Source organism: Rhizobium sp. L51/94 (assembly GCF_019355555.1).
Classification (GTDB): domain Bacteria; phylum Pseudomonadota; class Alphaproteobacteria; order Rhizobiales; family Rhizobiaceae; genus Rhizobium; species Rhizobium rhododendri.
This window is the reverse complement of record NZ_CP072142.1, coordinates 189,441-213,877: the sequence shown is the minus strand read 5'-3', so window position 1 is coordinate 213,877 and position 24,437 is coordinate 189,441. Positions and strand designations below refer to the sequence as shown.

Sequence of the window (24,437 nt, the reverse complement as noted above, 5' to 3'; positions counted from 1 at the left end):
GCTCGATTAGCCGCTCTTCTTGACGCCGACCATGCGGATCATGCCATCAGGCGAGGGGACAAAGCCGGTGACGGCCTTGTTGTAGGCCCAGATCCAGGCGGAATGGCCGAGATAGATGATCGGCAATTCATCGTTGAGGATGGCGAGCGCCGCATTGTATTTTTGCTTGCGGACTGCGGCGTCTTGCGACTGGCGAGCTTCGACCAGCAGCTTGTCGACCTCGGGGTTGCTGTACTTGGAATCGTTCAGTCCGGCGCCGGTGGTAACGAACTGCTGGATGTTACCATCCGGATCGGCCCGTCCCGACCAGTCGGAGCGGCTGAGCTGATAGTTTCCGGCCGTCTGGGCATCGAGCAGGGTGGCGAATTCCGTCGGCTTCAGCGTTACGTCGAAGCCGGCTTCGGCGACCATCGACTGGATGATCTGCATCATCTGCAGGGTGACGGGATCGTTGGTGACGGCGATTTCTACGGGCACGCGCTCAAAGCCGGCCGCCTTGATCAGGGCTTTGGCCTTGTCCACATCGCGGGCGGGCACCGGGATATCCTTGTCGAACCAGGGGCTATTGGGCGAAAACGGCTGGTTTCCGGCCAGCGCCGTGCCGTCAAAGACGATCTGCATTGCCGCCTCCCGGTCGATGGCAAGCGAGAATGCCTGGCGCAACCGCTTGTCCTCACCCATCGGGTTCTTGGCGCGCGGACCGTTGCCGATGTTGGCGTAGATGCCGAGCCAGCCCGTGCCGACGGCGTCGGCATAGGCGAGCTTGGGGTCGCCCTTGACCGTCGCCACATCGGTGGCTGAAACGCGCTCGATCATGTCGAGATCGCCCGAGCGCAGATTGGCGAGGCGCACTGTCGTGTCCGGGATCGGAAGATAGGTAATCTTGTCGATGAAGATATTGTCCTTGTTCCAGTAGTCCTGGAACTTCTCAAGCACGATGCGGTCCTGTTGCACCCGCTCGACGAACTTGAACGGGCCGGAGCAGACGGGATGATCTCCGAATTTTGCACCGGCGGCCTTGGCGGCTGTGGGCGACACCATCATGCCGGCGCGGTCGGAGAGCTGGGCAAGCAGTGTCACATCCGGCGCTTTCAGCGTGAACTTCACCTCGTATTCGCTGGTTGCCTCGATGTTGGTGACGGAGGAGAGTTCGCTCTTACGTCGCGATTCCGGCATCGTCTTGTTGCGCTGGATATCGTCTACGACAGCCTGGGCGTTGAAGGGTGTGCCGTCGTGGAACTTGACGCCCTGGCGTAGCGTCATCGTCAGCTCCTTGCCATCAGCCGACCACTTCCAGGCTGTCGCCAGCTGCGGAACGAACTCGAGCTTCGCCGTCACATCGACCAGCTTGTCGCACAAGGCCGTATAGACGATGCGGCCGACGAAGGTACGGGATTGGGCGGGGTCGAGCACATCGGCGTCGTCCTGCAGCCCGATTTTTAGCTCGGCACCGAGCGCCGGCAGGGCGCAGAGGGTGCCGATGGAGAGGAGCGATAGAAATTTGGCGATTTTCATTTTTGTTTCCCCTGTTTATGGCGCGGTCCGGTCAAGGCCGGATCCATCTGTGGTATTCTCAATGCTGCCTCAGGCATCCTCTTGCCGCAGTGCCGGCAGTTGGGCGTCGAAGGAGGTGACGCGGATCAGGCTTTCCTGCAGCAGCAGAAGGTGCTGTCGCATCGCTTCGGCAGCGCCCATCGGGTCGCGTGCCGCGATCGCGTCGATGATGGCCCGATGCTGATCGTGGGTCCGCTCCCGCGTGCGGCTGTTGCTGCGGGCCAATTCGCGAATGGTTTGCCACGCTTCGTCCTGGCGAACGTGATTGATAAAGTCGAAAATTGTCAGGAAGAACTGGTTACCGGCGCTCTGGGCGATCAGCCGGTGCAGGGCGCCGTCCCACAATTCCCGACCGTCCGCATCGTCGCTGCGGTAGATCTTTTCCGCCAGTTCGTACATGCGCCTGATCGAAATGTCCTTGGCGCGGATCGCCGCAAGCTGGGCCAATTGCGGTTCGATCCGCAAGCGGACTTCCATGATTTCCGTAATATCGGTGCTGGCGACGATCGAGCCGACGTGCTCGCTCCAGCCATCGGGGCGCGGTCCGGCATAGGTGCCGGATCCCTGCTTGCGCCAGATCAAACCCTCTGCCTCCAGCACCTCGAGAGCCCTGCGCAGGGCGCGACGGCTGACGTCGAACTGTTCCGACAGCGCCCGCTCGGTGGGCAGCTTGCCGTCTGCATCGAGCTCGCCCGAGTGCAGCAGGCCTCTCAGCCGTTCCAGAGCATAGGTCGAATTTTCCGGCAGGTTGCTTACGGTCATATTCCAGCTCAAGGCGAACCAATGTTTGATTGGTTCCATTCAAGCCACGTTGCAGCGAGGCGTCAAGCGCTTTTTTGTGCATCCATGAAATTGCATAATTATTGGGCTAAGCGCTTAGGCCGCAAATGTGCCCGAGCCGGGTCGGCTCAAGCGTGCTGCCGGGATCGGCTGCCCCGGCAGATGCTGCAGCGCGCTTGGATGGGCGCACGGTGCAAATGACTATTTGTTTTAAAAGACCGAGCCTACTTCCAGCTCTTGCCGTCGGCAGCGGCGCAGCCGTATGGGGGCAGGTTGTTGGAAAACGTCGTCTTCAGGCGCGCGCAGCCCCAGGCGTTGATCGGGGCGGGCATGGAGGAATTGAGCGTGATGCCGACTTCATCATAGGGGCTGTCGGTGTTGGTGACGTAGCGATACCAGCGAAAACCGACCGTCGCGACCAGTGCGATGACGATGACGAGGATCAGGCGAACCAGCATTTTCATAATCTTTTCCTTGCTTCAAAACGCCGCCCTCTAGCAGCCTTGTCGGCAAAGCAAAAGCGTTTGTATCGAACATCGAGGGAACGGCGGCTCCGGCGCCGACAGGCCGGAGCAAGGCCAATAGGCGATGAAATGCTTGGAATTGCCGGTGAAGCGCCTCATCTGGCACATTGTTAAAATAAGATATGCTTTCTTCTGTAATCGATAATCGACAGGTGTTAGCTTGTGATCAGACGCATTGGAGCGTCAGCTTGAACAGATTTCCCATGACAAACTCAACAGAGCAAGAGCGCCTCGAGGCGCTATACAATCTCGGGCTTCTCGATACGCCAGCCAGTGAAAATTTTGATCGCATAACGCGAATGGCAAGCAAAATTTTCAACCTACCGATCGCTGCCGTATCACTGACAGACGTCGATCGGCAATGGTTCAAATCCCGCGTCGGCGTCGATCACGACTCCATTCCTCGGGATCGCGCGCCGTGCGCGCAAGTGGCGGAATCCAAGGACCTGTTGGTCATTCCGGATATGGCAGGGGACAGTTGCTACCGGGAAAGCGTTCTTGGCAAAAGCGGCATTCGCTTCTATGCCGGCGCCCCTTTGATAACGCGCGAGGGGCACGGCCTCGGCGCCCTCTGCGTCCTTGGAACGGAGCCGCGCACCGCGACGGAGGAAGAGCTTTCGGGCTTGCGGGACCTCGCCGCGATGGTAATGTCGCAAATCGAACTGCAGCATTCCATCGGCCGGATCGACCCGATCAGCGGTCTGCCAAACCGGGTGCAGTTCTTCGACGACCTTTCCGACCTCGTACTGGACGATGCCAGCGGGCTTCAACGTTTTGCCGTTCTGGTCGATCTTGCCGATAGCGCGCAGATCGATACGCTCGCGCGGGTGATGGGTCCGGCCCATGTCGACACCTGCATTCGGGAGGCCGGACGGATCATCCGGTTGTCCCTCGGCCACGCAAGAACCACCTATCACGTGTCATCGACGCAATTCGCTTTCATCGCTCCGAAAGCGGTCCGAAAACAAAAATATCTTGCCAGACTTGGCGTTATGCTGGCGCAGATCGAAGCTGGATTGAGCCTCAGGTTCGTGATGACGCCGGTGATGGGTGTTGCGCCGTTTATCGCCAGAAAAATCATCCCGGCGGAACTTTTGCAGCAATTGAACAGTGCCGCCCAGGATGCACGTAGCACCGAGGCCCGGGTCAGCCTTTTTTCGGCCTCCAGCCACGCCAAGCACGAACGCGCCTTCCGGTTGCTGGAGGATTTCGGCACGGCTCTCGATTCAGACAATCAATTGTCGGTCGTGTTCCAGCCGCGCATAGATCTTGCAAGTGGTCGCTGCGTGGCGGCCGAAGTGCTGTTGCGCTGGCGCCACCCGGACTTTGGCGCCGTCTCGCCCGGCGAGTTTGTGGCGATCGTCGAGCATTCGCCGCATGTGCGGAAAATGACAGCCTGGGTTCTGGATGCCGCCCTTCGCCAGACAAGGGCCTGGAAGGACACCGGCCTGCATATGCCGCTGTCCGTCAACGTCTCTGCAGCCAATCTGGAAGAGGAAGACTTTGCCGAGCAGGTCGGTCTTGCTTTGCGTCGCCACGAAATTTCGGTTGAGATGCTGGAGCTGGAGGTGACGGAAAGCTCGATCATGAAGGACGCGGCAAAGGCAATGGAAAAGCTGCGCTCTCTGGCGGAGGCCGGCATCCGTCTCTCCATCGATGATTTCGGCACCGGCTACAGCAGCTTGTCCTATCTCCAGCTGCTGCCGGCAACCGTCGTCAAGATCGACCGGTCCTTCATCAGAAACCTGGAAGACGGAACGCGCGAGCGCAACCTCGTGCGATCGATGATTTCCCTCAGCCACGACCTCGGCTACCGCGTCGTCGCCGAGGGTGTGGAAACCAGGAAAGCCCGGGACATTCTTGCCGGCATCCATTGCGACGAGGCGCAGGGCTATCTCTTTGCAAAGCCGCTGAAGCCTCGCGAGTTCGAACGCTGGCATGATTCGCAGCAGAAGAGTCTGGCTGCCACCGGCGACACTTATCGGTCGGCTTGAGGCAAGTCCCTGATGTCAATTGCACCCTTGGATGGCGCGGCGCCGCGCCGGTGTTTCTGCCATGGTTGTGACGCGATCCCTAAGGGCGCCCGGATCGTCACGGAGGCCGCTAAGTGTTTGTGTTTTCACTTCTTGTCAATTTACGATATTCCACCACTTTGGAGGTTCTGCTAATTTCTGCAGGGCTGGCTCCGACGGGGCCATGTGACAGAGTGGGGATCAAGGGTGACGGCTTCGTTCGAAGGTATTTCTGGGCTGGCTCTGGAAAAGATGGATGACACGACGTTCGACAGCCTCGCATTCGGGGTGGTCGGCCTCAATGCAGACGGTATCGTCGAACGCTATAATGCGACGGAATCATCTCTTGCCGGACTTCGTCGGGAAACCGTCCTGGGTTCGGACTTTTTCGATGAAATTGCCCAGTGCATGAATAATTTTCTGGTCGCGCAACGGTTCGAGGACGAAGATCAGATCGACGACATCATTCCTTATGTCCTGACATTGCGTATGCGTCCCACCCCTGTTCGGCTTCGCCTGCTGAAAGGGTCGGATTTGGCGCTGAGATACATTCTGATACTGCGCTGATCGGGCACCGTCATGGAACAGTCGCAAGAGATCGAATACGAAAAGCTTCTGCAATTCGTCTACGCATGTCCCGTCGGCCTTGTCGACATGGCGCGCGACGGCGCGATAAACCTGATGAACCCGCTTGCCATGAAACTCGTCATACCGCTGGCGACAGACGGCATCATGACAAACTTGCTGACGGTGTTTGAAAACACGGCTCCCGAATTGCGCTCGCTGATCCAGGATTTTGCCGGCAGGCGGGGAACGATTTGCGATAACCACCGCATTTACGCTGGGCCGATAGCCGCCGACAAGCCCGACGAGCAGCGCATCCTGAACTGCACCATCGTCAAGCTGAAGGACGAGCGTTACGTGGTGACGCTAACCGATGTGTCGCTTCAGGTCCGCCAGGAGCGACGGCTGAGGGAAGCCGAGACGTGGTTCGGGTCGTTGCTGGAGGGTGTCAAGGATTTCGGCGTCGCATCGCTTGGTACGGATGGCGTGATCGATGCGGTAAATTCCACCCTTCTGGAGCAGACCGGCTTTGACGCGTTCGAGTTGGAGGGGATGCCGATTGGCGATCTGGTCGAGCCGCAGCCGGGCGGACAGGGGGCCTATATGGACCGTCGCCTCGAACACGCACGAAGGGACGGCTGGCATATCGACGAAGGCTGGGGCCTGCGACGCGACGGCGAGCGTTACTGGTGCCAGAGCCTCATCGCCGTATGCGCCGACAAAACGGCTGGCAGCGACACGTCGATCCAGGGATACACCGTCATCATGCGCAAGGTGGAGCGGCGTGACACGGATATGCTGGAACTCAAGCGGCTGTTGCGAACCGACCACCTCACCGGCGCCTACAACCGCGGTGCGTTCTTCGAAGCTGCCGAAAAAGAGTATGTGCTAAGTCGCGGCTCCGGACGATCCTTCGCCATCCTCATGTTCGACATAGACCACTTCAAGCTGATCAACGACAGCTACGGCCACAGCGTCGGCGACGATGTGCTGCGTTCGGTGGCCAACGCATGCCAGACAATGATGCGGCCCGGCGACACGTTTGCGCGCATCGGCGGCGAGGAATTCACAATCCTCCTGCCCGACACGTCTCTGGAGGAATCGGTCGAAATCGCCGAGCGCGTCCGGATCGCCATTGCCTCCGTGCCCGTGAGTGTCGGAGATTCGCTGCTGAAGGTTACGGCAAGCTTCGGCTGTGCAGCCGGTCCCTTGTCAGTCGGAAGTGCGGCAGCACTGCTTGCCGCTGCCGACGGAGCGCTCTACAGGGCCAAGCGCGCGGGCCGCAACCGGACGGAATCCGCACCTATGAAAACCGTGTTGGCCTGATCCTCATGCTCAGCCGCGCTGCGACTGCCCGCGTTCTGCAAAGCCTGATCGAGGCGGAGGTGAAGAGCGCGAGAAACCGGTCAAGCGGAGCCCGCAGCGTGAGAGCCTCCACTGCGGGGTCATGGTCCGAGGACCTGTCCATGGGGCGCGACGACAACGCAGGCCTTGGCTTGGATTCGCTGGAAATGATGATGGTCGGGTCTGCCATCAACGAGATGTTTCACCTCTACGAAGGCGAGCAGGATCTCGATCCGACCGCAATGGACACGTTCGGCGATTGGCTCGATGCTATCGAGGCCGCCTGGGCGGACGGTGTTTCGAAGATGACCTTCCTGACGTCGGGCTCGACAGGCCTGCCGAAGAGATGCGTGCATGGCGCTGCTGTGCTGAACGGGGAGGCTGGATTTCTTGCCGGCCTTTTCACCTCGCGCCGCCGCATCATTGCGCTCGCACCGGCGCATCACATCTACGGTTGCCTGCTGACTGCCTTCCTCGCCGACCGGCTTTCTGTGGATGTCATCTCCGGCGCGACCGCATCTCCACGATTTCTGAACAACGGGCTGTTGCCGGGAGACCTTGTCGTCTCCTTCCCAGACAGGTGGGCGGCAATCGATCGCACTGTCTCCACCTGGGTCGCCGACGTCGAAGGTGTCGTGTCTACCGCGCCATGCCCCGCTCCGCTGATGACGTCCCTGATCGATCGCGGGCTTGGCGGCATGACCGAACTCTACGGATCGAGCGAGACGGCGGGGATCGGCTGGCGCCGGCATCCATCCGACCGATACACCTTGATGCCGCACTGGAGTTTCGAAAATGACCGCGGGGAAGTCGCTGCGGGCGTGAGGCTGCGCGGTTTGGACGGAGCGGTCCATGATGTTCCCGACACCATCGAGAGGATAACCGACCGGGCGTTTACCGTCGGCAGCAGGCGCGATGGCGGCTTTCAGATCGGTGGAATAAATGTCTGGCCGCAGCGTATCGCGGCCGTGCTGGAGCAGCATCCCAAGGTACAGGCGGCGTCGGTGCGCGTCGCGCAGATGCCGGCCGGCGCTCGCCTGAAGGCGTTCGTCGTGCCCGTTTCGAGCTGTGCCGAAGAGGAACTTTCATCCGATCTCGAGACGTGGTGCAGGCAGCGGCTTTCAGAAGTGGAATGCCCACGCATCTGGACGTTCGGCGCCACGCTGCCCGTTAATGAATTCGGCAAGGCGGCGGACTGGCGCAACTAGGGCCGGTGGCTGAGAGGAAGATGCTTCTCTCGTGCCCGGTAGAGACTCTCGCAGCAATCCCGTGACGAATTCACGGATTGGTCGCGGCGTGCGTGCCTGATGCAGCGGTGTCGGCGGGCGGCGCGGTGGCGAGGATCTGCGAGGCATTGTTGTCGTCCGATGTCGGTCCTGCGAGCCACCATCCGATGGCGGCTGATGCCACCATCAAGGTGCCCGCAACCAACCATTTCGATTTTCGCCTATCGTTTTCGGGCTTTGCGCCCTTGCCGGTGTCCATGGGGTCGTCCTTTCCAGAATTTAGATGCTGATGATAACGGGGCTGCTTGCCAGCGGCTGATTGCGCCCGCTGAGCGCTTCGACGGATACCCGCAATAAGGGGCGTTCATCGATGCCTTTATCACTGACGAAAGAGCTGTGGTCGCCTGAGGCTATGCTGCCGCCGACCCATAGCGACCACATCACTTTCGTCAAGAGAACATCCGTCAGTGCCGCAGCTTTCTTGAGGACGTCAAGCAACATCGGTGCCGGGAACAAGACAGCGCCGGCCACGGCAGCGACAATCACGGTGCTCAACAGGATCCGCGCCGAACTGCGCTTGCGGTTACGCGGCGCTGCCCCGTTGTTGCGCCGCAGACCGCACTTGGTCATTGCCATCGGTTGGTCCTTTGCAGATCTTAACAGCCGGGTCTGTCGCTGGCAGAGGCGTTGGCCGTCGGGTGGGGAGGGACATGCCTCAGCACTTCGCCGAGCGATTTCGCCAAGCCCTTCAAGATATCGGGCGGGACATCCTGGAGGGCATCGACATAGGCGCTGGTGGTGGAGGCCTGCAGATGCCGCAGGTTTTCAGCGCCCTTTTCGGTGAGCGAAAGCCGGCCGTTCTCATCGGCAATGCTGCCGCCGTCGCACAGCGACCACATGACTTCAGTCAACAACTCGTCCGTGACCGACGCCGTTCTCTTCAGCGCATCAAAGGTCGTGCGGCCAGAGATGACGAGATGGCGGAGCACGCTGAGTTCGACAAATGTGAATTTGTCGTCCGAGAAGGCCGACGGGATGGTGTCGCAGACAACGCCGGCAACCAACGCGGTTATCCGGTCAAGGCCGATGGCGACGTCAAGCACGGTTCCTTGGTCCAGTTCAGTCATGGTTGGCTCCTGCAAAAGCGGTCGTCTATGTCCGCGGGCCCTTGTCGGTACCCGCATATCCCGCGCCGATTGCAACGTTCAAAGACACGTAATCGGTGGCGCTCTGCTGGATTGCGGCAGCCAGGCTTTCCTTTGCGGTCGCAAGCGAAAGCTGGGCGTCGATGACGTTCAACAGAGACGACGCGCCGTCCTTATAGCTATCGGTCGAGAGTTGCAGAGCCTCCTGGTAGGAATTGACCTGGGCACGCAGGGCGGAGATCGTCTGTGCATCGCGACGAACAGCCGAAAGTGCATTCTCCACGTCTTCGACGGCGGTCAGCACGGTGGACTTCCATGTCAAATAGTCGGCTCGAGCGTTGGATTCGGCGATCTTGACATTGGCGCGTAGCGAACCGCCGTCGAGGATCGGAAGATTGAGCGTCGGCCCGAACGACCATGAGGTCAGGCTGCCATGCGATCCGCTGGATGTGACATAGGAGGGCGAAATCGAGCCGCTGAGCGAGATGCTCGGATAGAGCTTGGCTTCGGCGACGCCGATCTGGGCCGTCGCTGCTGCGAGGTCCCGTTCTGCCTTACGGATGTCCGGGCGGTTGCGGATGAGGTCGGCGGGAACGCCGGTGGCGACATTGCCGCGGAAGACAGGTTGCCTGCCCCCACTGCGCATGTCGGCAATGACGGTTGCCGGGGGCATGTTCAGCAATGTCGCGATGTGATGGACCTGCTGTCGGTAGCTGATTTCGAGGCCCGGCGCTTCGGAAAGCGTCGAATTGACGAGACCTTCGGCCTGTACCACGTCCAGGCGCGAGGCCGCTCCCGCAACCATCTGGAACTTTGTCAGCTCCAGCGTCTTGCGGCGGGAGGCGAGACTATCGGCAGCGATGGAAATGCGCGCCTGATAATAGCGGGCATTGATATAGCTTGTCACCAGATCCTGGAGATAGGTCAGCCGCGTGACGTCGACCGTGGCGTAGGCGGCGTCGAGCGAGTCGAGTGCCCCTTCGCGGGCGCGGCGATACTGGCCGAAAAGATCGAGCAACCAGGATGCCGTCAGGTCGCCGGCAGTCGAGTTCGTGGTGGCCAGCTGGGTGCGTAGCTTGCCTTTTTCGCCGCTGGTGGTGTTCGACCCATCGGCCGAAAGGCTGGGAAGGGCGCCGGCACCGGCAACCGTGACGTCACCCTGGGCGGCGACCGTGGCCTCGATCGACGACAGGATCGATACGTTCTGGGCGAGGCCGGTGGCGACAAGGCTCTCGAGCTTCTTGTCGTGATAGGCCGACCACCACTGGCGGCCGGCGATGTCTTCGTTGGCCTTCGTGGTCCCTTCCGAGAAAGTAGGAGGCAGCGGCATCACCGGCGGCTTGTGATCAGGACCGCTCACGCAGCCGGCGAGAAGAAGGAGGATGGCGGGGGAGGCCGCGCGGGGAAAAATCATGAAGCTATCTCACGAATTGATCGAACCGAACCGTTCGGTTCGACTCTCGAGTATAGAGTTTGGTTTGATCCGACAAGGTCGGCGCGTTGGCATTTTCCGCCCGTGCGTCTGGTGTCTGGGTTAGCGGGGCAGCAATCCGTTGAAAATCATGTCGAAATGCGCCGCGAGAGAGGTCTCCCTGTCGAATGCGCGTCGATCGTCGAAGATCAGCCTGAAAACCATGGCCAGCATGATGGGAGACATCACGACTTCGGCCGTCGAGGCAGGTCCGGTCTTGAACTCGCCGTTGCGCTGGCCCTCATCGATGATGGACTGGGCAAAGCTTATCAGCGGTTCGATGAACCGCCTGTGATTCTCGTCGATCACGTGGGGAAAGCGCGTGCCTTCTGCAATCACAAAGCGCAGGAGTTCCCGCATCCGCCGGCTCCCGAGAAAATTGTCGTAGAGGATCTCGATCAGCGTCCGCAGGCGATTTTCACAGTTTCCCTCGAGCTTCCTACCGCTTGTCAGTATATCTTCAAAAGGCGTGGAGATGTGGTTGATCATGGCTGAGAACAACTCCTCCTTCGTTTCAAAATAGACGTATATCGTCCCCTTCGTAACTCCGACGCGTTCCGCAATGTCTTCAACCCGCGTGGCAACATAGCCGCGCTCGACAAACTCTTCGAAAGCAGCATCGAGAATTTGCTTCGGCCGCCGTGCTTTTTGCTCGGCACGGGTGATTTTTACTTCATTAGTCATTTGTATGTCTCTCTGCTTAACTGTCTGTGGAAATTTGGTGCAAAAATCCATTGACTGTTGAGTCAGTCAATTATATCAAGCGGAGACTGATAACAAGAGGCCACTTCATGAAAAGCGTTTTTAGCATCGCGCTGCTGGCTTCGGCTGCCGCCGTGCTGTGCTCCTGCGACAAGCAGCAGAGCAGCGAGGCCAAACCGAAGCTGGTGGAGACGGTCGTCGCTTCAACCGCGCCAATTGCCGCGAGCAATTCCATTACCGGCGAGATAGACGCACGCGTCCAGAGCGACCTTTCGTTCCGGGTGAGCGGACAGATTATCGAGCGGCTCGTCGACGTCGGTTCGGCCGTCAAGGCTGGACAGGTTTTGGCAAGGATCGATCCCGCCGAGCAGAAGGCCGATCTGGCGGTGGCAAAGGCCACCCTTGAATCGGCGCAGGCCGTAGAGACGCAAGCTCAGCTCGCCTACCAGCGCCAGCTCAACCTCTTCAAGACGCAGGTGACCACCAAGGCCTCGCTCGACCAGGCGCAGGAGACGCTACTGACGGCACAGGGGACCACCAAGTCCGACCAGGCCTCGCTCGAGACAGCGCAGGACGCTCTCTCCTATACAGAGTTGCGGGCTGACTCCGATGGCGTGATCACCGCAAGGAATGCCGAAGTTGGTCAGGTCGCCCAGGCAGCATCCGCGGTCTTCACGCTTGCGCATGACGGGCCGCGCGATGCCGTGTTCAACGTCTACGAGTCGCTTTTCCTGAAGAACAAGCCCGTCGACAAGGTCACCATCACGCTGCTCTCCGACCCGACCCGCCATGTCGAGGCATCGATACGCGAGATCTCGCCTACGATCGATTCCACGACGGGGACCATCAAGGTCAAGGTTGGCCTCGAAAATGCTCCGACGATGCCACTGGGAGCACCGGTTGCAGGAACGTTCCGCTCACAGGCCGAGCCGATGATCGAGCTTCCATGGTCTGCAATGGCCTCCAAGGCCGGGCATACGGCTGTCTGGGTGGTCGACCCCGCATCCTCGAAAGTTTCCATCCGTCCCGTCGATGTCTCCACTTATGGAACGGGGAAATTCGGCGTCATCAAGGGCGTCGCGCCCGGCGACATCATCGTCGTCGATGGCACCAAGTTCCTGCGTCCCGACCAGGTCGTTTCCTACGGTAAAGGCGCCGCCCAATGAATTTCCGTCATTACGTCTTACCCATTCTCGGGCTGGCCATGCTGACCTCCTGCGAAAAGCAGGAAGCCCACCAGGAGCCCATCCGTCCGGTGCTCTCCATCGTCGCCAAGTCCTCGGAGGCGTCCACGCTTTCGCTGCCGGGCACGGTGGAAGCCAGGATCGAGACGCAGCTCGCCTTTCGCGTGCTCGGCCGGGTCATCGCCCGCAACGTCAGCGTCGGCGACCTCGTCAAAAAGGGTGATGTCGTCGCCGCGATCGATCCGATTTCGCTCGAACTTGCGGTCAGGAGCGCCCAGTCCGATCTGGCAAACAGCCAGGCAACGCTTGCCAACGCCGCGTCCAGCCAGGAGCGCCAGCGCGCTCTTGCGGCCAGCAAGTCGGGAAGCCAGGAATCGCTCGACGAGGCGGTTCAGGCCTATAAGAGCGCCATTGCCGGTGTCGGTAAATCGCAGGCCAGTCTCGACAAGGCGCAGGAACAACTCGGCTACGCCAAGCTGCATGCCGAGTTCGATGGCGTCGTGACGGCAACCTCGGCCGAAGTCGGCCAGGTGGTTTCCGCCGGATCGAGCGTCGTGACGATCGCTCGCCCCGACCAGCGCGATGCGGTGATCGATATCCCGGAAGCAAGCTTCGGCAAGCTCACCGTGGGAGCCCCGTTCCAAGTGGCGCTGCAGCTCGATCCGACCGTGGTCGCCAAAGGCGTGATCCGCGAGGTCGCCCCAGAGGCCGAGTCGCTGACCCGCACAAGCCGAACGAAAATCACGCTCATCGACCCGCCCGACGCATTTCGCATCGGCTCGGTGATCACGGCGTCGGCGACCATTCCTTCCCAGCCGTTCATCGTGCTGCCGTCCTCGGCCATTCTGCTGAAAGACGACAAGCCGAATGTCTGGCTCGTCGATACGGCTGCGGCCAAGGTCTCCCTTCATCCGGTGACGCTTGACGGACCTGTCGTCGACGGCGGCTCCGTGAAGGTCACGGGCGGCATCAATCCTGGCGCACGCGTTGTCGTCGCCGGAGTTCATAAACTGAGCGACGGCCAGGCTGTCCGGATCGATCAAGGTGAAAATCCGTGAAAAAATTCAATCTTTCCGACTGGGCGCTCGAGCACCGTTCGCTCGTCTGGTATTTCATGATCGTCTTCGTGATCGCCGGTGTGTTTTCCTACATCAATCTCGGCCGCGAGGAAGATCCGAACTTCACGATCAAGACGATGATCATCCAGGCCCAGTGGCCGGGTGCATCGGCCGACGAGATGAGCCGGCAGGTCACCGACCGCATCGAGAAGAAACTCGAGGAACTGGATGCGCTCGACGTCACGCGTAGCGAGACCACAGCCGGGCAAAGCACCGTCTTCGTGGATCTGCTCGATACCACCAAGGCCAAGGATGTTGCGGGGATCTGGGTCAAGGTTCGCAACATGATCGCCGACATCAAGGGCGATTTCCCTTCCGGTGTCACGGGACCGACCTTCAACGATACATTTGGCGACGTTTACGGCAACATGTACGCCTTCATGGGCGACGGCCTGACCCAGAGGCAGCTGCGCGATCTCGTCGAGACCGCCCGCTCCAGGATCCTGACCGTCCCGAACGTCGGAAAGGTCGATGTCATCGGGGCGCAGGACGAAGTCGTCTACCTGGAGTTCTCGACCCGCAAGATCGCAGCATTGGGGATCGATCGCCAGTCGATCATCGATACGCTTTCCAACCAGAACGCCGTCACCCAGTCCGGCTTCGTCGATGCCGGGCCGGAGCGGATCGCGTTGCGCGTCGGTGGCCAGTTCACGTCTGAAGAGAGTCTGAAATCCATCAATCTTCGTGTCAACAACCGCTTCTTCCCACTCTCGGACGTTGCCACGATCAAGCGCGGCTATGTCGACCCACCCTCGGCCCTGTTCCGCTACAACGGACAGCCGGCAATCGGCCTCTCGATCGGCATGCGCGCCGGCTCCAACCTCCTGGAGTTCGGCAAGGGTCTCGATCAGAAGATGGATGCCATCATCGCCGACTTGCCAATCGGCGTGGACGTGGCACGCGTTTCCGATCAGCCGGCAGTCGTCGACGAAGCGGTATCGGGCTTCACACGTGCGCTGTTTGAAGCCATCGTCATCGTTCTTGCCATCAGCTTCATCAGCCTTGGCGCCCGCGCGGGCCTGGTGGTGGCGATCTCGATCCCTCTGGTGCTGGCGATCACCTTCCTCGTCATGTCCTACAGCGGCATCTCGCTGCAGCGAATTTCGCTCGGCGCGCTGATCATCGCCCTCGGATTGCTGGTGGACGATGCGATGATCGCGGTGGAAATGATGGTTGCCCGCCTCGAGGAGGGCGACGACCTGAAGACGGCCGCGACCTATGTCTACACTTCGACGGCTTTCCCGATGCTGACCGGGACATTGGTGACTGTGTCCGGATTCATTCCGGTGGGCTTGAACAGCAGTGCTGCCGGCGAATTCACCTTCACCCTGTTTGTCGTCATTGCAGTTTCCCTGGTGGTCTCCTGGATCGTCGCCGTGGTGTTCACGCCGCTCCTCGGCGTCACATTCCTGCCAAAGACCTTGAAGTCCCACCACGACAACAAAGGTCGCGTCGCACGCACGTTTTCCTGGTTGCTGCGGCTCGCCATGCGCTTCCGCTGGATCACCATCGGCCTGACCGTGATTGCCTTTGCACTCTCCGTCGGCGGCATGGGCATCGTGCAGCAGCAATTCTTTCCGTCGTCAGACCGCCCGGAACTCGTCGTCGACTGGAACCTGCCGCATAACAGCTCGATCTCCGAGACCAACAGGCAGATGGCGCAGTTCGAGAAGGAAGCGCTTGTCGGCAACACCGATATCTCGCACTGGACCAGCTACGTCGGCCAGGGCGCACCGCGCTTCATCCTGTCCTTTGACGTCCAGACCCCCGACGTGTCGTTCGGCCAGATGGTGATCGTGACCAAGAGCGTCGAGGTGCGCGACCAGGTGCGCACCAAGCTGCAGGCCTATCTGAACAAGACGTTCCCAGGCACCGACGCATTCGTCAAGCTGCTCGACATCGGGCCTCCCGTCGGAAAGCCTGTCCAGTATCGTGTCAGCGGCCCGGACATCCAGCAGCTGCGCGACATCACCCAACGGTTTGCCAGCATCGTCGGCAACCACCCGCTGCTGAGCAACATGACCTTTGACTGGAACGAACCCTCGCGCGTGGTGAAGGTTGACGTTCTCCAGGACAAGGCCCGCCAGTTGGGCGTGACATCCGCCGATATCGCCACTGCGCTGAACAGCGTCGTGCAGGGGTCTTCGGCCACGCAGATCAGGGACGATATCTACCTGATCGACGTCATCGGCAGGGCTCAGGGTGCTGATCGCGGCTCGATCGAGACGTTGAAAAATCTTCAGCTCCCCGGTACCAGCGGCAACTCCGTTCCCCTGTCGGCGGTTGCCAACTTCCACTATGAGCTGGAACAGCCGGAGATATGGAGGCGCGACCGTGTGCCGACAATCATCATCAAGGCAGCGGTGGTCGGTCCGACGCAACCTGCGACCATCGTCCAGGATCTGAAGGGGAAGGTCGACGAATTCCGCAAGACGCTCCCTCCCGGCTACAGCATCGTCGATGGCGGCGCCGTCGAGCAGAGCGCAAAATCGCAAGGGCCGATCGTTGCCGTTGGACCGCTCATGCTGTTTGCCATGGCGACTATCCTGATGCTCCAGTTGCAGAGCTTCAGCCGGCTGTTCCTGGTGTTTGCTGTCGCTCCGACCGCATTGATCGGCGTGGCATCGGCACTGCTCATCAGCAACTCGCCCATGGGCTTCGTGGCGATCCTTGGCATCCTGGCGCTGATCGGCATCCTTATCCGCAACTCAGTCATCCTGGTGGTGCAGATCGAGCACCTCAGAAGCGAGGGGCGGCCTCCATGGTTTGCCGTCATCGAGGCGACCGAACATCGTATGCGGCCGATCATGTTGACGGCGGCGGCGGCCACCCTAGCTCTCATCCCGATCTCCCGCGAGATCTTCTGGGGACCGATGGCTTACGCCATGATGGGCGGCATCGTCGTCGGCACCGTCCTGACGCTGCTGTTCCTGCCGGCACTCTATGTGGCCTGGTTCCGCATCCGTCGGGAAGAAGAGCCGGCCAGGCACGAGCCCGCCGCCGGATAACCGACTTGTCTGCGAGCGCCGGTGTTTTCGTCGGCGCTCACCTATCTCACGAATGATGCCGTTGAGAACGGTGTCGCGCCAACAAGGGCCGTGCCTTCATGATGTTTCCAGACAGATCGTACCGCCGCGCGGTACAATTGACGGTCGTAATGGCTATAGGCCTTTCCGGCTGTGCGTCCCGGCCATCCGCCGCCGTTCTCGACCCAGCCCGGCTGACCAATCTTCCGCAGAAACGCATCGTTCTCTTGACTGCGACAAACCGCAACGCGCTCGGGCCTTCAAAGGGTTACGGGGTCAACTGGTCCGAGACCGTCGCCTATCAGAGCTATGAGATGTCGGTGCCGCCAGCCCATAAGGTCTCGGCGATCGAGTACCCCACGGATCGCCCGGATCCGCAGAAGCAATTCGTGGTGACGAAACGTCAAGACCTGTCCGAGGGCGATTTCACCGCCGCTGCGGCTCGTTCCGTCGGCAGCGACGGAAGCGTCGAAGTCTATGTTCATGGCTACAATAATTCTTTCCAGGAAGCGCTTTATCGGGAAGCACAAATGATTACCGATTCAGGGCTCGACAGTCCCATCATGTTTTCTTGGCCGTCGCAGGCATCGGTCGTCGGATATGTGGCTGACAAGGACGCTGTGCTCTATTCCCGGCATGATCTTGAAACTGTCGTCAAAGCCCTTTCATCGGCAGACAAAGTCAAGCGCATCGTTCTTTTCGGCCACAGCATGGGCGGCTTTCTCGTCATGGAGGTTGTGCGCCAATTGAGGCTCGAGCATCGTGAGGACGTCATCGCCAAGTTGCAGGTGGTGCTTGCCTCGCCCGACATCGACCTCGACGTCTTCAAGTCGCAGATGAAGGAGATCGGCAAACTGCCTTCTCCGCTCACCCTGCTGATCTCCAAGGACGACCGCGCCCTTGAGGTATCCAGCCTTCTGGGTGCTGAGCGACCGCGGATCGGACGGCTGGATATCAGCGATCCGATTATTCAGCAGGAGGCCGTCAAGAACCACATCCGGGTCGTCGACCTGAGCTCCCTGAAGGCCACCGACGGCGTGGGACATGACAGGTTTGCATCGCTTGCCCGATTCGGTCGGCAGCTTGAAATGCTGGACAGAAAGCCATCGGCTGCGCGGGTTGGCGCATTCGTCTTCGACGCGGCAGGCTTTGCGGTATCGAGCCCGTTCAAACTGGCCTCGAGCGTCGTGACGCCGCGGTAACGTCGCTGCGGGCGGGCACCTCATTTGAATAGGAGGTCCTTGTGGACGCTGCTTATGTTTCGGCCTTTTTCGGCCTGGCTGGTGCATTGGTGGGTTCTGTCACGTCATTCACCACGTCCTGGATCACCCTGTCGTCACAGGTGAAAGAGAAACGGCGCGAGGCCAATCGCACCCGTCGTGAGGCGCTTTTCGAAGGGTTTTTGTCGGAGGCTGCCAGATTATATGGTGATGCTCTCAGTCACGAGAAGGACGATATAGGCGATATCGTCATGATCTATGCGATCCTCGCCCGCATGCACCTGGTGGCGTCAAAGGCTGTCACCGACGCCGGCGAGCGGGTCATGGACGCCATCGTCGGCGAGTACATGACGCCGAACCGGAGCCTGTCAGAGCTCCGTCTTCTTGCTCGCAGCGGTCATATGAACGTCCTCGAAGAGTTCGCTGCCGCGTGTCGCAAGGAGCTGGATGCTTTCTAGGGCCGCAAATCCGAAAACGCGATTGCGAGGCCGCCTATGCTTCAAGCAGCGCGACATGCGGAGCGGCAGTTTTCGGTATCGAGCCTGAAAGCCGCGGATCGGCGATGATTTCGACCATAAATTGAAACGGCTTAAAACCAGACCTACAGTAAAATGCGTAAGCTGATGGATGATCGAAGTGGCAGGTATGCAACCATAGGCGATCGATGTCCCTCGACCAGGCGGCGTTCAGCGCACTGGCCATCAGGTATCGTCCGCCACCTCGGCCGATAGCGCTGGCCACAAGCCCGCAATAGACGATTTCGCACTGGCCCGCTTCGCGAAAGTCGAGTTCAAGGAAGCCGATCTTCTGCGAACCGGCTTCGAGATAGTAGGTCTCGACATCGCGATCCGCGAGGGTTGCGGTGAGTTCGTCGTCCGGCATCTCGAGACGCGATACCCACAGCCAGTTTTCGCCGACCGCTCGGTATAGTGCACGATATTCGCCGAGGGACGGCGATTTCCAGCGCTGAAATGACATGCCGTCTTGCTCCGGGACGCTGATTTCCGGGCGCTGGCGCATCTCCAGACACGTGACGACGCTTGCAATCTGGCCAGGCGATACGGTCGAGTAGCCAGGCGGCAGCGGCGGCTTCAGTTCCATCAGTCATATTCCTTGTCGCGTACGGGGTAGAATGCGCTGCCCGTTAAAATTAACCTTAATTGATGATGAACAAAGTTTTGGCTAAGTCCCATGGATACCATAGGGCATTATAGGAAGTGATCACCGGGACGCCAGCGCGTTTCCAACAGCATCGAGGTCTCCATGAGCCGCCGTGCAAATCATTATGCCGAACTGTCAGGCCGCATCGTGTCGGCAGCGAAATTTTGCGAATTCCTTGACGCGGGGGGACGGGTGATGACGGGGGAGGACAGCAGCGGCTGGCGCGATGTCACGGCTGATGTCTTGCACAAGGAACGCATCAAGGTGCGAGAGCTCGAACGTATCCGCTCGCTTCTCTACTCCGACATGGTCCGAAAGGACAATGAGCCGAGCTTTATGATGCACTGACGTTGACAGACGCAAGCCCCCAGTGAATGGGGGCTCGGAACGAGCATGCGGCTGGGACGTCGCATTATTGTCCGGTTGCACCCAGCTGCGATCTGAACCGGGTTCCCGAATGTCCGGTCCTGGCGCGCGCGCGAAACTGCAGAATCTCTGCTCCGTCAACTGATGCCCGCGTTTTCATCATCATTTCGTATTCCGCAACAGCCTTGCACCACGTTTCGTGATCCCTGCCGTTCGGTCTGCCGGCCTCCTCCCAGAGGGCGTAAGCGCGTTTGCTGATCCATCCGTCCCTGTCGATATTCATCCTCTCCTCCTCCTTGGCCAGAATCAACCAGCAACTGTGGTTTCAGTTCCCGGAGGACTGGGGAACCATTGGGCAGAACACAGGTTGGAGCTGTGTAATTGCTGTGGACACGATGGAGGTAAGAGATGGCCAACCCGGACAACCCAAGCAAAGCCAAGGCTGCCGATGTCGAAAAAGACGCCGCCGGCCAATACCGCAAGCTCATCAAATCAAGCGACAACAATGGTGTCGCAAGTGCCAAGCCGCGTGTCCTCACGGGCTCGGACGACGCCACGGTCAACAAGGCACCCGATGGCAAGGAGCGGAAGAAAGACTGGGAGCTGAACTATGACCCCGCCGACATGAACGAAGGTAAGTTCAGGGGTTAACGGCTGGGTTTGGGGCGCTTGCATTCGCCAAGTTGCCCGGACCGGACGGAGGCAGCGATGCGTTCGATTGCGCACACTGGTATTCACCCGGTTACAATATTGACCCGGTTTCGGCCGCTAGCCTTGGCGAGGTACAAGTGTTGGTCCGCAATGGAAAACAGTTCGTCGTACGAAGCGGGGCGTTGGAAGGTGACGCCTCCGACGCTCACCGAAAGCGGGTTTGTGTCGTTTCCGGCGGGAAACTGGGCGTTTCGGATTGTCGACCGAATACGCTCGGCGATCTTGGATGCCTCCGTCACCGCCGCACCTGGCAGAAAAACGCCGAACTCCTCGCCGCCAACCCTGCCGACAAGGTCCGCTGGTCCGAGGCAAAGCTTAATGCTCTGCGAGATGATCTTCAGAGCTTCGTCGCCCTTTTGATGCCCGAAAGTATCGTTGATAGCTTTGAAATGGTCGGCGTCTATCAAGAGGAGTGAACCGGAACGCAGCGTAACCTGCTCCTCGGCTCTTGCCAGATAGCTTTCGACCAGAAGAGTGAATGCGCCTCGGTTTAGGACCGCTGTTAAGCTGTCTGTCGATGCTGTGATGGTCAGTTCGCGGTGGGAGATTGCGAGTTGCTGAACTTTCCTCAACAAGAGAAAAAGCAATGGGCCAGCCAAGCATACGGGCAGAAGGATATCCACGACAAGCGAGCGGTTTATTGCCTCGTCCGTCAAGTTCACGAAATTGAACGAGTCAACGAACACCGAAATGCCTACGCACGCCAGTGTGATGGAGATCGTGCCAGCGATGACCCGCGTCCAGCCGGTTGGCGTCCAGTCCAGTTTCATTCAGAAGTCCTAGTACAATTTCGGCAAGGCGGCATTTATTCGGCAAGGATATATGCATCATAGCTTTAATTCATTAAGCAAATTTGCAGGCCGACGTTGAGCTATGCCCGCCATCACGGTGTGGCTGCGTGCGTCAGAGGGATTATCGAGCGACCGCAGCACCAGAGTTTTTTTAAACATCAGAAGCAATGGGAACAGTCGGCATCCCTTCTATCCGTCAGCATCAATCCGCATTCAAAAAGTCGAGGAGTTTGCTCGCTCGGTGGTGTTTGTAACACTGGCCAATCACAGCGCTAGTGGCAACGTCCAACGTAGCAAACAGCTGCGACGTGCCACTACGAACATCGTGTCCCATGTTGTGGTGTAGCTCCGGCTGTCGCCGTGCCTTCCGGACAGAGCCGGGAATGGATCAGCTTGCGTCTGGCAGGCTGATGAGCGGATCATCGCTCATTGTGGCGATGGTCTCAAGTGACATGTATCGGGATCGCTGAACGACCCACTCGTCATTCTGCTCAAGCAGTAAGGGCACCGACCAATCTGACGATGGCATCGTGTTGGGGAAGATGCCGACGACCTCAGTGCGCCGTTTGATCTCACCATTGAGGCGCTCGATCGGGTTTGTCGAATGAAGCTTTGCCCAATGCTGTCTGGGAAAGGTCATGTAGGCGAGCCACGTCATGCTCAGCGCTATCGATGATATTGGACATTTTCGACACCTTCGACCTGATCTGGTCGGCGACATTGCGCCACTGGTGCTTGCAGCTTCGGGAGTGTCGTGGGCAAGGGCCGTTGCGATGAAGGCGGACACGACACGCCGTCCGCTCTTTCCGGCATTGGCCAGGGCGTTACGCACGAAGTGGAAGACGGCACCTCTGCCAAGTGGCGGAGAGCACCTTCGACGCGGCTGCCTTGATACCCTCGTGCGCATCGGAGACGGCCAGCTTCACGCCCCGCAGGCCCATCAGTGGTATCCTTCAGGTTGGCTGTAAGCAACCCGACCCTAACGGAAAATACTGGCGCCTCGTCAGCGGCACCACGGTGGGGGACACGATCGCTACGAATGTGGGTGTGGGTTCGCGCCTCAGCGACGCCCGTCAGCGCAAGTGCTTTAAAATGCCATGGTGATCCCCCGCATCCACGCGGGGCGTGATAAATTCCTCCCAATATTGGTCTGCTTCCGGTGGGTCCAAGCCCTCGTCTCTGCTTATTGTTTCACCATCTTCCATTAATCGGCCTACGCCGCCTCGCGATCTGTATTCTTTTGCAATTTCTAGGTCTCGTTCTTCGGACATCTGAATCTGCTCCGCAATGATGGAATTTCCGCCTTGTCGAGCGAACGCTCGGCACGTGGTAGAGTGATGAAGGCCGTTCGGCGAGTGCATCGCGCTCGGCTCAACGTCTAGAACGCGCTAAGCCCAACGGGCGAAGGTCTGATGGGTTCCGGCTTAAATACAAAAACAAGCCCGGCCGTAGAGGTAGCCAAAACACCGAGCTTTCGGGTCGGCTAGCACTATGGGCGCCATCCAAACAGCGATCGTGCCCGATTTCTGTCCTGGTGATAAGAAAATTCAACACGGCCTTTCAGGTGGATCATCCTCCTTCGGTTCAGTGCGTGTCACCTCTCCGGCATCGATCTGAAGCGAATGAGGTGTTTGTGTCCACGAATCTGAGATTCAAGAACGTTTGCATCTTCCTGCTCAGCGTCACCCTCGGCATGAGGAGGCGATCACCTGTCTGAGGCGCCCCGTCTGGAAGTCACATGTCGATACCGAACCCGGGATCGAAGGTCTGGTAGCATTCCTGGACGAGGTAACCATGGGGGTTGGCCAGAATCCGCGTCGATCCCACGACGTGGTCCCGCCTGCTATGCAGGCGACGTGGAGCTAAATTTCGGGTCGCGGCCGGCTGCCTTCATGTATCCCAAGTTCCAGGCGTCAGCCGCCGATAGCGGGTCTGCCCGCTGCCGGTCCTCGCCCGAACGCTGGCTCGGCGCGTTGAGAGGCAAGAGCACGAGGCTGCCGTCGCCGCCCTTGCAAACGCTGTCTTCGAGGAACCGTCGGCTGACACCGTGCTTCTGGACCGTGTGAACCGGATGCAAGGGATTGAACGGCAGCTTGGAATCCTTAGGCAGCCTGTACTCGTCAAGCTCCGCCGCCTTGTCCTCCAGAGTATGCAAGTTTTCGCTTCCCTTGTCGTGACGGCAATCTCGATGCTAACCCCGCAGGAAGGCGCGGCAGGACGCGTGGTTCCCGGCGCAGAAGCCGACCGGCATGCGGAGTGCCACGTTCCCGTCCAGAAGTCGAAGACTTGGAAGGGCGCCGATTGTCAAAACGTCCCCAGCGACCACACAGGACCGGGCAAGCCCTTCGACAGAAGACTTCAGCTAAGGGCCAAATGCTCCGCGTGCAGGATGACATTTGTGAACGCCTATTGAGAAGAAGCACGCCGCGCGGCGGCGCAAGAGCGATTTGTTGCACAGCACAACATTTCATAACTTTACAAAAAAATATAAATATGTGAAGTAAACGCGGTCGATAACGATGCGAGCGTAGTCCAGTGACCCAGTTGAAATTCGCCACCCGCCTCAATTCATTTGCTTCCCGGCCGCAGGCGGAATGGCCGGACCTTTCCGGCAAGCCAACCGTTTCGCAGATGGTCGCCCGGGCCGCGAAGGTGAAGGGCCTGACGGATCTGGATCTCAACTACCCCGACCACGTTTCGGAAAATCCCCGCGAGCTGGCCAAAAAGATCAACGATCTCGGCCTTTCCATCAACGGCTTTGCTATGCGCTACTATACCAACCCGGCTTTCAAGATCGGCGCTTTCACCAATCCTGACGCTGCGGTCCGTCGTGAAGCGATCGAACTGACCAAAAAAGGCATCGACGCAACGCGTGAAGCCGGTAGCAACCTGATGACCATCTGGCTTGGCCAGGACGGTTTCGACTACGCGTTCCAGGCCGACTACGCCACGCTGTGGAAATACGAATTGGACGGTATTCGTGAAGTCTGCGAGCATGACAAGGATTGCCTGATCAGCATCGAGTACAAGCCGAACGAGCCCCGTTCCTATAGCTTGATGCCCGACTGCGCGACGACGCTGCTGGCGATCAAGGACGTCGACATGCCAAACCTCGGCGTCACGCTCGACTTCGCCCACGTGCTCTATGCCGACGAGCAGCCGGCCTTCGCGGCAGCATTGATCGCCCGCTACAGCCGCGTGCTCGGTGTGCACCTGAACGATGGCTACGCCAAGCGCGACGACGGCCTGATGGTGGGCGCGGTACATACGCTGCAGACCATCGAGCTGCTGCGCCAGATCCGCAAGGACGGATATGACGGCGCCATCTATTTCGACACGTTCCCAGACATGACCGGGCTCGATCCGGTTCACGAATGCGAGGTGAATATCCAGACCGTGCAGCGGATGCTGAAGGTCGTGGATCGCCTCGAGCAGGACAATCGCCTGTCCGGCGCGATTGACCGACAGGATGCTGTTTCCGCTCAAGCCGTCATCCAGGAATTGATGTTCGGCGCGGGAGCATAACGCAATCTCCGCA

At 59.6% G+C, this 24,437-nt stretch carries 26 protein-coding genes; 12 read left to right on the top strand and 14 right to left on the bottom strand.

The genetic code is table 11. The features are described from left to right. Window positions 1–6: 6 nt before the first annotated feature. The 3 genes from J5274_RS19070 to J5274_RS19060 form a co-directional block, all read right to left on the bottom strand. Window positions 7–1,515: an ABC transporter substrate-binding protein gene (locus tag J5274_RS19070; protein ID WP_219275496.1), complete on the bottom strand. Its 1,509-nt coding sequence runs from the start codon at window positions 1,513–1,515 to the stop codon at window positions 7–9. Between the two features lie 69 nt (window positions 1,516–1,584). Beyond that, a complete protein-coding gene (locus tag J5274_RS19065) occupies window positions 1,585–2,316 on the bottom strand; it encodes a FadR/GntR family transcriptional regulator (RefSeq protein WP_209184744.1) in 732 nt (243 codons plus the stop codon). Between the two features lie 242 nt (window positions 2,317–2,558). Further along, entirely contained in the window at window positions 2,559–2,798 is a 240-nt protein-coding gene (locus J5274_RS19060; RefSeq protein ID WP_142831314.1) for a hypothetical protein, read from the bottom strand. Window positions 2,799–3,061: 263 nt separating this feature from the next. Here J5274_RS19060 and J5274_RS19055 point away from each other — a divergent pair, with 263 nt between their 5' ends. The 4 genes from J5274_RS19055 (at window position 3,062) to J5274_RS19040 (ending at window position 7,986) form a co-directional block, all read left to right on the top strand. Next, entirely contained in the window at window positions 3,062–4,852 is a 1,791-nt protein-coding gene (locus J5274_RS19055; RefSeq protein ID WP_209187938.1) for a bifunctional diguanylate cyclase/phosphodiesterase, read from the top strand. 225 nt (window positions 4,853–5,077) lie between these two features. Further along, window positions 5,078–5,437: a PAS domain-containing protein gene (locus tag J5274_RS19050; protein WP_202617198.1), complete on the top strand. Its 360-nt coding sequence runs from the start codon at window positions 5,078–5,080 to the stop codon at window positions 5,435–5,437. A gap of 12 nt (window positions 5,438–5,449) precedes the next feature. After that, window positions 5,450–6,760: a sensor domain-containing diguanylate cyclase gene (locus J5274_RS19045; protein WP_142831312.1), complete on the top strand. Its 1,311-nt coding sequence runs from the start codon at window positions 5,450–5,452 to the stop codon at window positions 6,758–6,760. Between the two features lie 98 nt (window positions 6,761–6,858). After that, window positions 6,859–7,986, top strand: coding sequence for a hypothetical protein (locus J5274_RS19040; RefSeq protein WP_219275495.1), 1,128 nt, complete (start codon window positions 6,859–6,861; stop codon window positions 7,984–7,986). A 70-nt stretch (window positions 7,987–8,056) separates the two neighbouring features. Here J5274_RS19040 and J5274_RS19035 read toward each other — a convergent pair whose 3' ends face one another. The 5 genes from J5274_RS19035 to J5274_RS19015 form a co-directional block, all read right to left on the bottom strand. Then, complete coding sequence (locus tag J5274_RS19035) at window positions 8,057–8,263, bottom strand: hypothetical protein (protein ID WP_143123244.1); 207 nt, start codon at window positions 8,261–8,263, stop codon at window positions 8,057–8,059. 20 nt (window positions 8,264–8,283) lie between these two features. Next, window positions 8,284–8,640, bottom strand: coding sequence for a hypothetical protein (locus J5274_RS19030; protein WP_142831309.1), 357 nt, complete (start codon window positions 8,638–8,640; stop codon window positions 8,284–8,286). A 20-nt stretch (window positions 8,641–8,660) separates the two neighbouring features. Beyond that, window positions 8,661–9,131 carry a hypothetical protein gene (locus J5274_RS19025; protein WP_219275494.1) on the bottom strand — a complete coding sequence of 157 codons (471 nt, stop codon included), beginning with the start codon at window positions 9,129–9,131 and terminating at the stop codon, window positions 8,661–8,663. Between the two features lie 25 nt (window positions 9,132–9,156). Continuing rightward, complete coding sequence (locus tag J5274_RS19020; protein ID WP_142831307.1) at window positions 9,157–10,563, bottom strand: efflux transporter outer membrane subunit; 1,407 nt, start codon at window positions 10,561–10,563, stop codon at window positions 9,157–9,159. A 120-nt stretch (window positions 10,564–10,683) separates the two neighbouring features. Then, window positions 10,684–11,304 carry a TetR/AcrR family transcriptional regulator gene (locus tag J5274_RS19015; protein WP_142831343.1) on the bottom strand — a complete coding sequence of 207 codons (621 nt, stop codon included), beginning with the start codon at window positions 11,302–11,304 and terminating at the stop codon, window positions 10,684–10,686. 107 nt (window positions 11,305–11,411) lie between these two features. On the opposite strand from J5274_RS19015, the gene J5274_RS19010 reads away from it, so the two are divergent. The 5 genes from J5274_RS19010 (at window position 11,412) to J5274_RS18990 (ending at window position 18,328) form a co-directional block, all read left to right on the top strand. Further along, a complete protein-coding gene (locus J5274_RS19010; RefSeq protein ID WP_142831306.1) occupies window positions 11,412–12,488 on the top strand; it encodes an efflux RND transporter periplasmic adaptor subunit in 1,077 nt (358 codons plus the stop codon). After that, complete coding sequence (locus J5274_RS19005; RefSeq protein WP_142831305.1) at window positions 12,485–13,564, top strand: efflux RND transporter periplasmic adaptor subunit; 1,080 nt, start codon at window positions 12,485–12,487, stop codon at window positions 13,562–13,564. The genes J5274_RS19010 and J5274_RS19005 overlap by 4 nt, the downstream gene beginning before the upstream one ends. Continuing rightward, window positions 13,561–16,632: an efflux RND transporter permease subunit gene (locus J5274_RS19000; RefSeq protein WP_142831304.1), complete on the top strand. Its 3,072-nt coding sequence runs from the start codon at window positions 13,561–13,563 to the stop codon at window positions 16,630–16,632. The genes J5274_RS19005 and J5274_RS19000 overlap by 4 nt, the downstream gene beginning before the upstream one ends. Before the next feature lie 149 nt (window positions 16,633–16,781). After that, window positions 16,782–17,852 carry an alpha/beta hydrolase gene (locus J5274_RS18995; protein WP_244615468.1) on the top strand — a complete coding sequence of 357 codons (1,071 nt, stop codon included), beginning with the start codon at window positions 16,782–16,784 and terminating at the stop codon, window positions 17,850–17,852. A 41-nt stretch (window positions 17,853–17,893) separates the two neighbouring features. After that, on the top strand, window positions 17,894–18,328 hold the full coding sequence (locus J5274_RS18990; protein WP_209207270.1) for a hypothetical protein: 435 nt from the start codon (window positions 17,894–17,896) through the stop codon (window positions 18,326–18,328). Between the two features lie 34 nt (window positions 18,329–18,362). Here J5274_RS18990 and J5274_RS18985 read toward each other — a convergent pair whose 3' ends face one another. Further along, window positions 18,363–18,971 carry a GNAT family N-acetyltransferase gene (locus tag J5274_RS18985; protein WP_142831301.1) on the bottom strand — a complete coding sequence of 203 codons (609 nt, stop codon included), beginning with the start codon at window positions 18,969–18,971 and terminating at the stop codon, window positions 18,363–18,365. 162 nt (window positions 18,972–19,133) lie between these two features. Here J5274_RS18985 and J5274_RS18980 point away from each other — a divergent pair, with 162 nt between their 5' ends. After that, window positions 19,134–19,379 carry a hypothetical protein gene (locus tag J5274_RS18980; RefSeq protein WP_142831300.1) on the top strand — a complete coding sequence of 82 codons (246 nt, stop codon included), beginning with the start codon at window positions 19,134–19,136 and terminating at the stop codon, window positions 19,377–19,379. A 64-nt stretch (window positions 19,380–19,443) separates the two neighbouring features. Here J5274_RS18980 and J5274_RS18975 read toward each other — a convergent pair whose 3' ends face one another. Next, complete coding sequence (locus J5274_RS18975; protein ID WP_209229613.1) at window positions 19,444–19,680, bottom strand: DUF2934 domain-containing protein; 237 nt, start codon at window positions 19,678–19,680, stop codon at window positions 19,444–19,446. Window positions 19,681–19,805: 125 nt separating this feature from the next. Here J5274_RS18975 and J5274_RS18970 point away from each other — a divergent pair, with 125 nt between their 5' ends. After that, complete coding sequence (locus J5274_RS18970; protein ID WP_219275493.1) at window positions 19,806–20,048, top strand: hypothetical protein; 243 nt, start codon at window positions 19,806–19,808, stop codon at window positions 20,046–20,048. A gap of 83 nt (window positions 20,049–20,131) precedes the next feature. Here J5274_RS18970 and J5274_RS18965 read toward each other — a convergent pair whose 3' ends face one another. The 4 genes from J5274_RS18965 to J5274_RS18955 form a co-directional block, all read right to left on the bottom strand. After that, complete coding sequence (locus J5274_RS18965; RefSeq protein ID WP_142831297.1) at window positions 20,132–20,878, bottom strand: GGDEF domain-containing protein; 747 nt, start codon at window positions 20,876–20,878, stop codon at window positions 20,132–20,134. A 409-nt stretch (window positions 20,879–21,287) separates the two neighbouring features. Further along, window positions 21,288–21,686: a transposase gene (locus J5274_RS18960; RefSeq protein WP_257625715.1), complete on the bottom strand. Its 399-nt coding sequence runs from the start codon at window positions 21,684–21,686 to the stop codon at window positions 21,288–21,290. A 37-nt stretch (window positions 21,687–21,723) separates the two neighbouring features. After that, a complete protein-coding gene (locus tag J5274_RS28875) occupies window positions 21,724–21,840 on the bottom strand; it encodes a transposase (protein WP_257625714.1) in 117 nt (38 codons plus the stop codon). Window positions 21,841–22,742: 902 nt separating this feature from the next. Next, entirely contained in the window at window positions 22,743–23,054 is a 312-nt protein-coding gene (locus J5274_RS18955) for a hypothetical protein (RefSeq protein WP_219275492.1), read from the bottom strand. Window positions 23,055–23,443: 389 nt separating this feature from the next. Here J5274_RS18955 and J5274_RS18950 point away from each other — a divergent pair, with 389 nt between their 5' ends. After that, window positions 23,444–24,424, top strand: coding sequence for a sugar phosphate isomerase/epimerase (locus tag J5274_RS18950; RefSeq protein ID WP_161990991.1), 981 nt, complete (start codon window positions 23,444–23,446; stop codon window positions 24,422–24,424). Window positions 24,425–24,437: the final 13 nt, after the last annotated feature.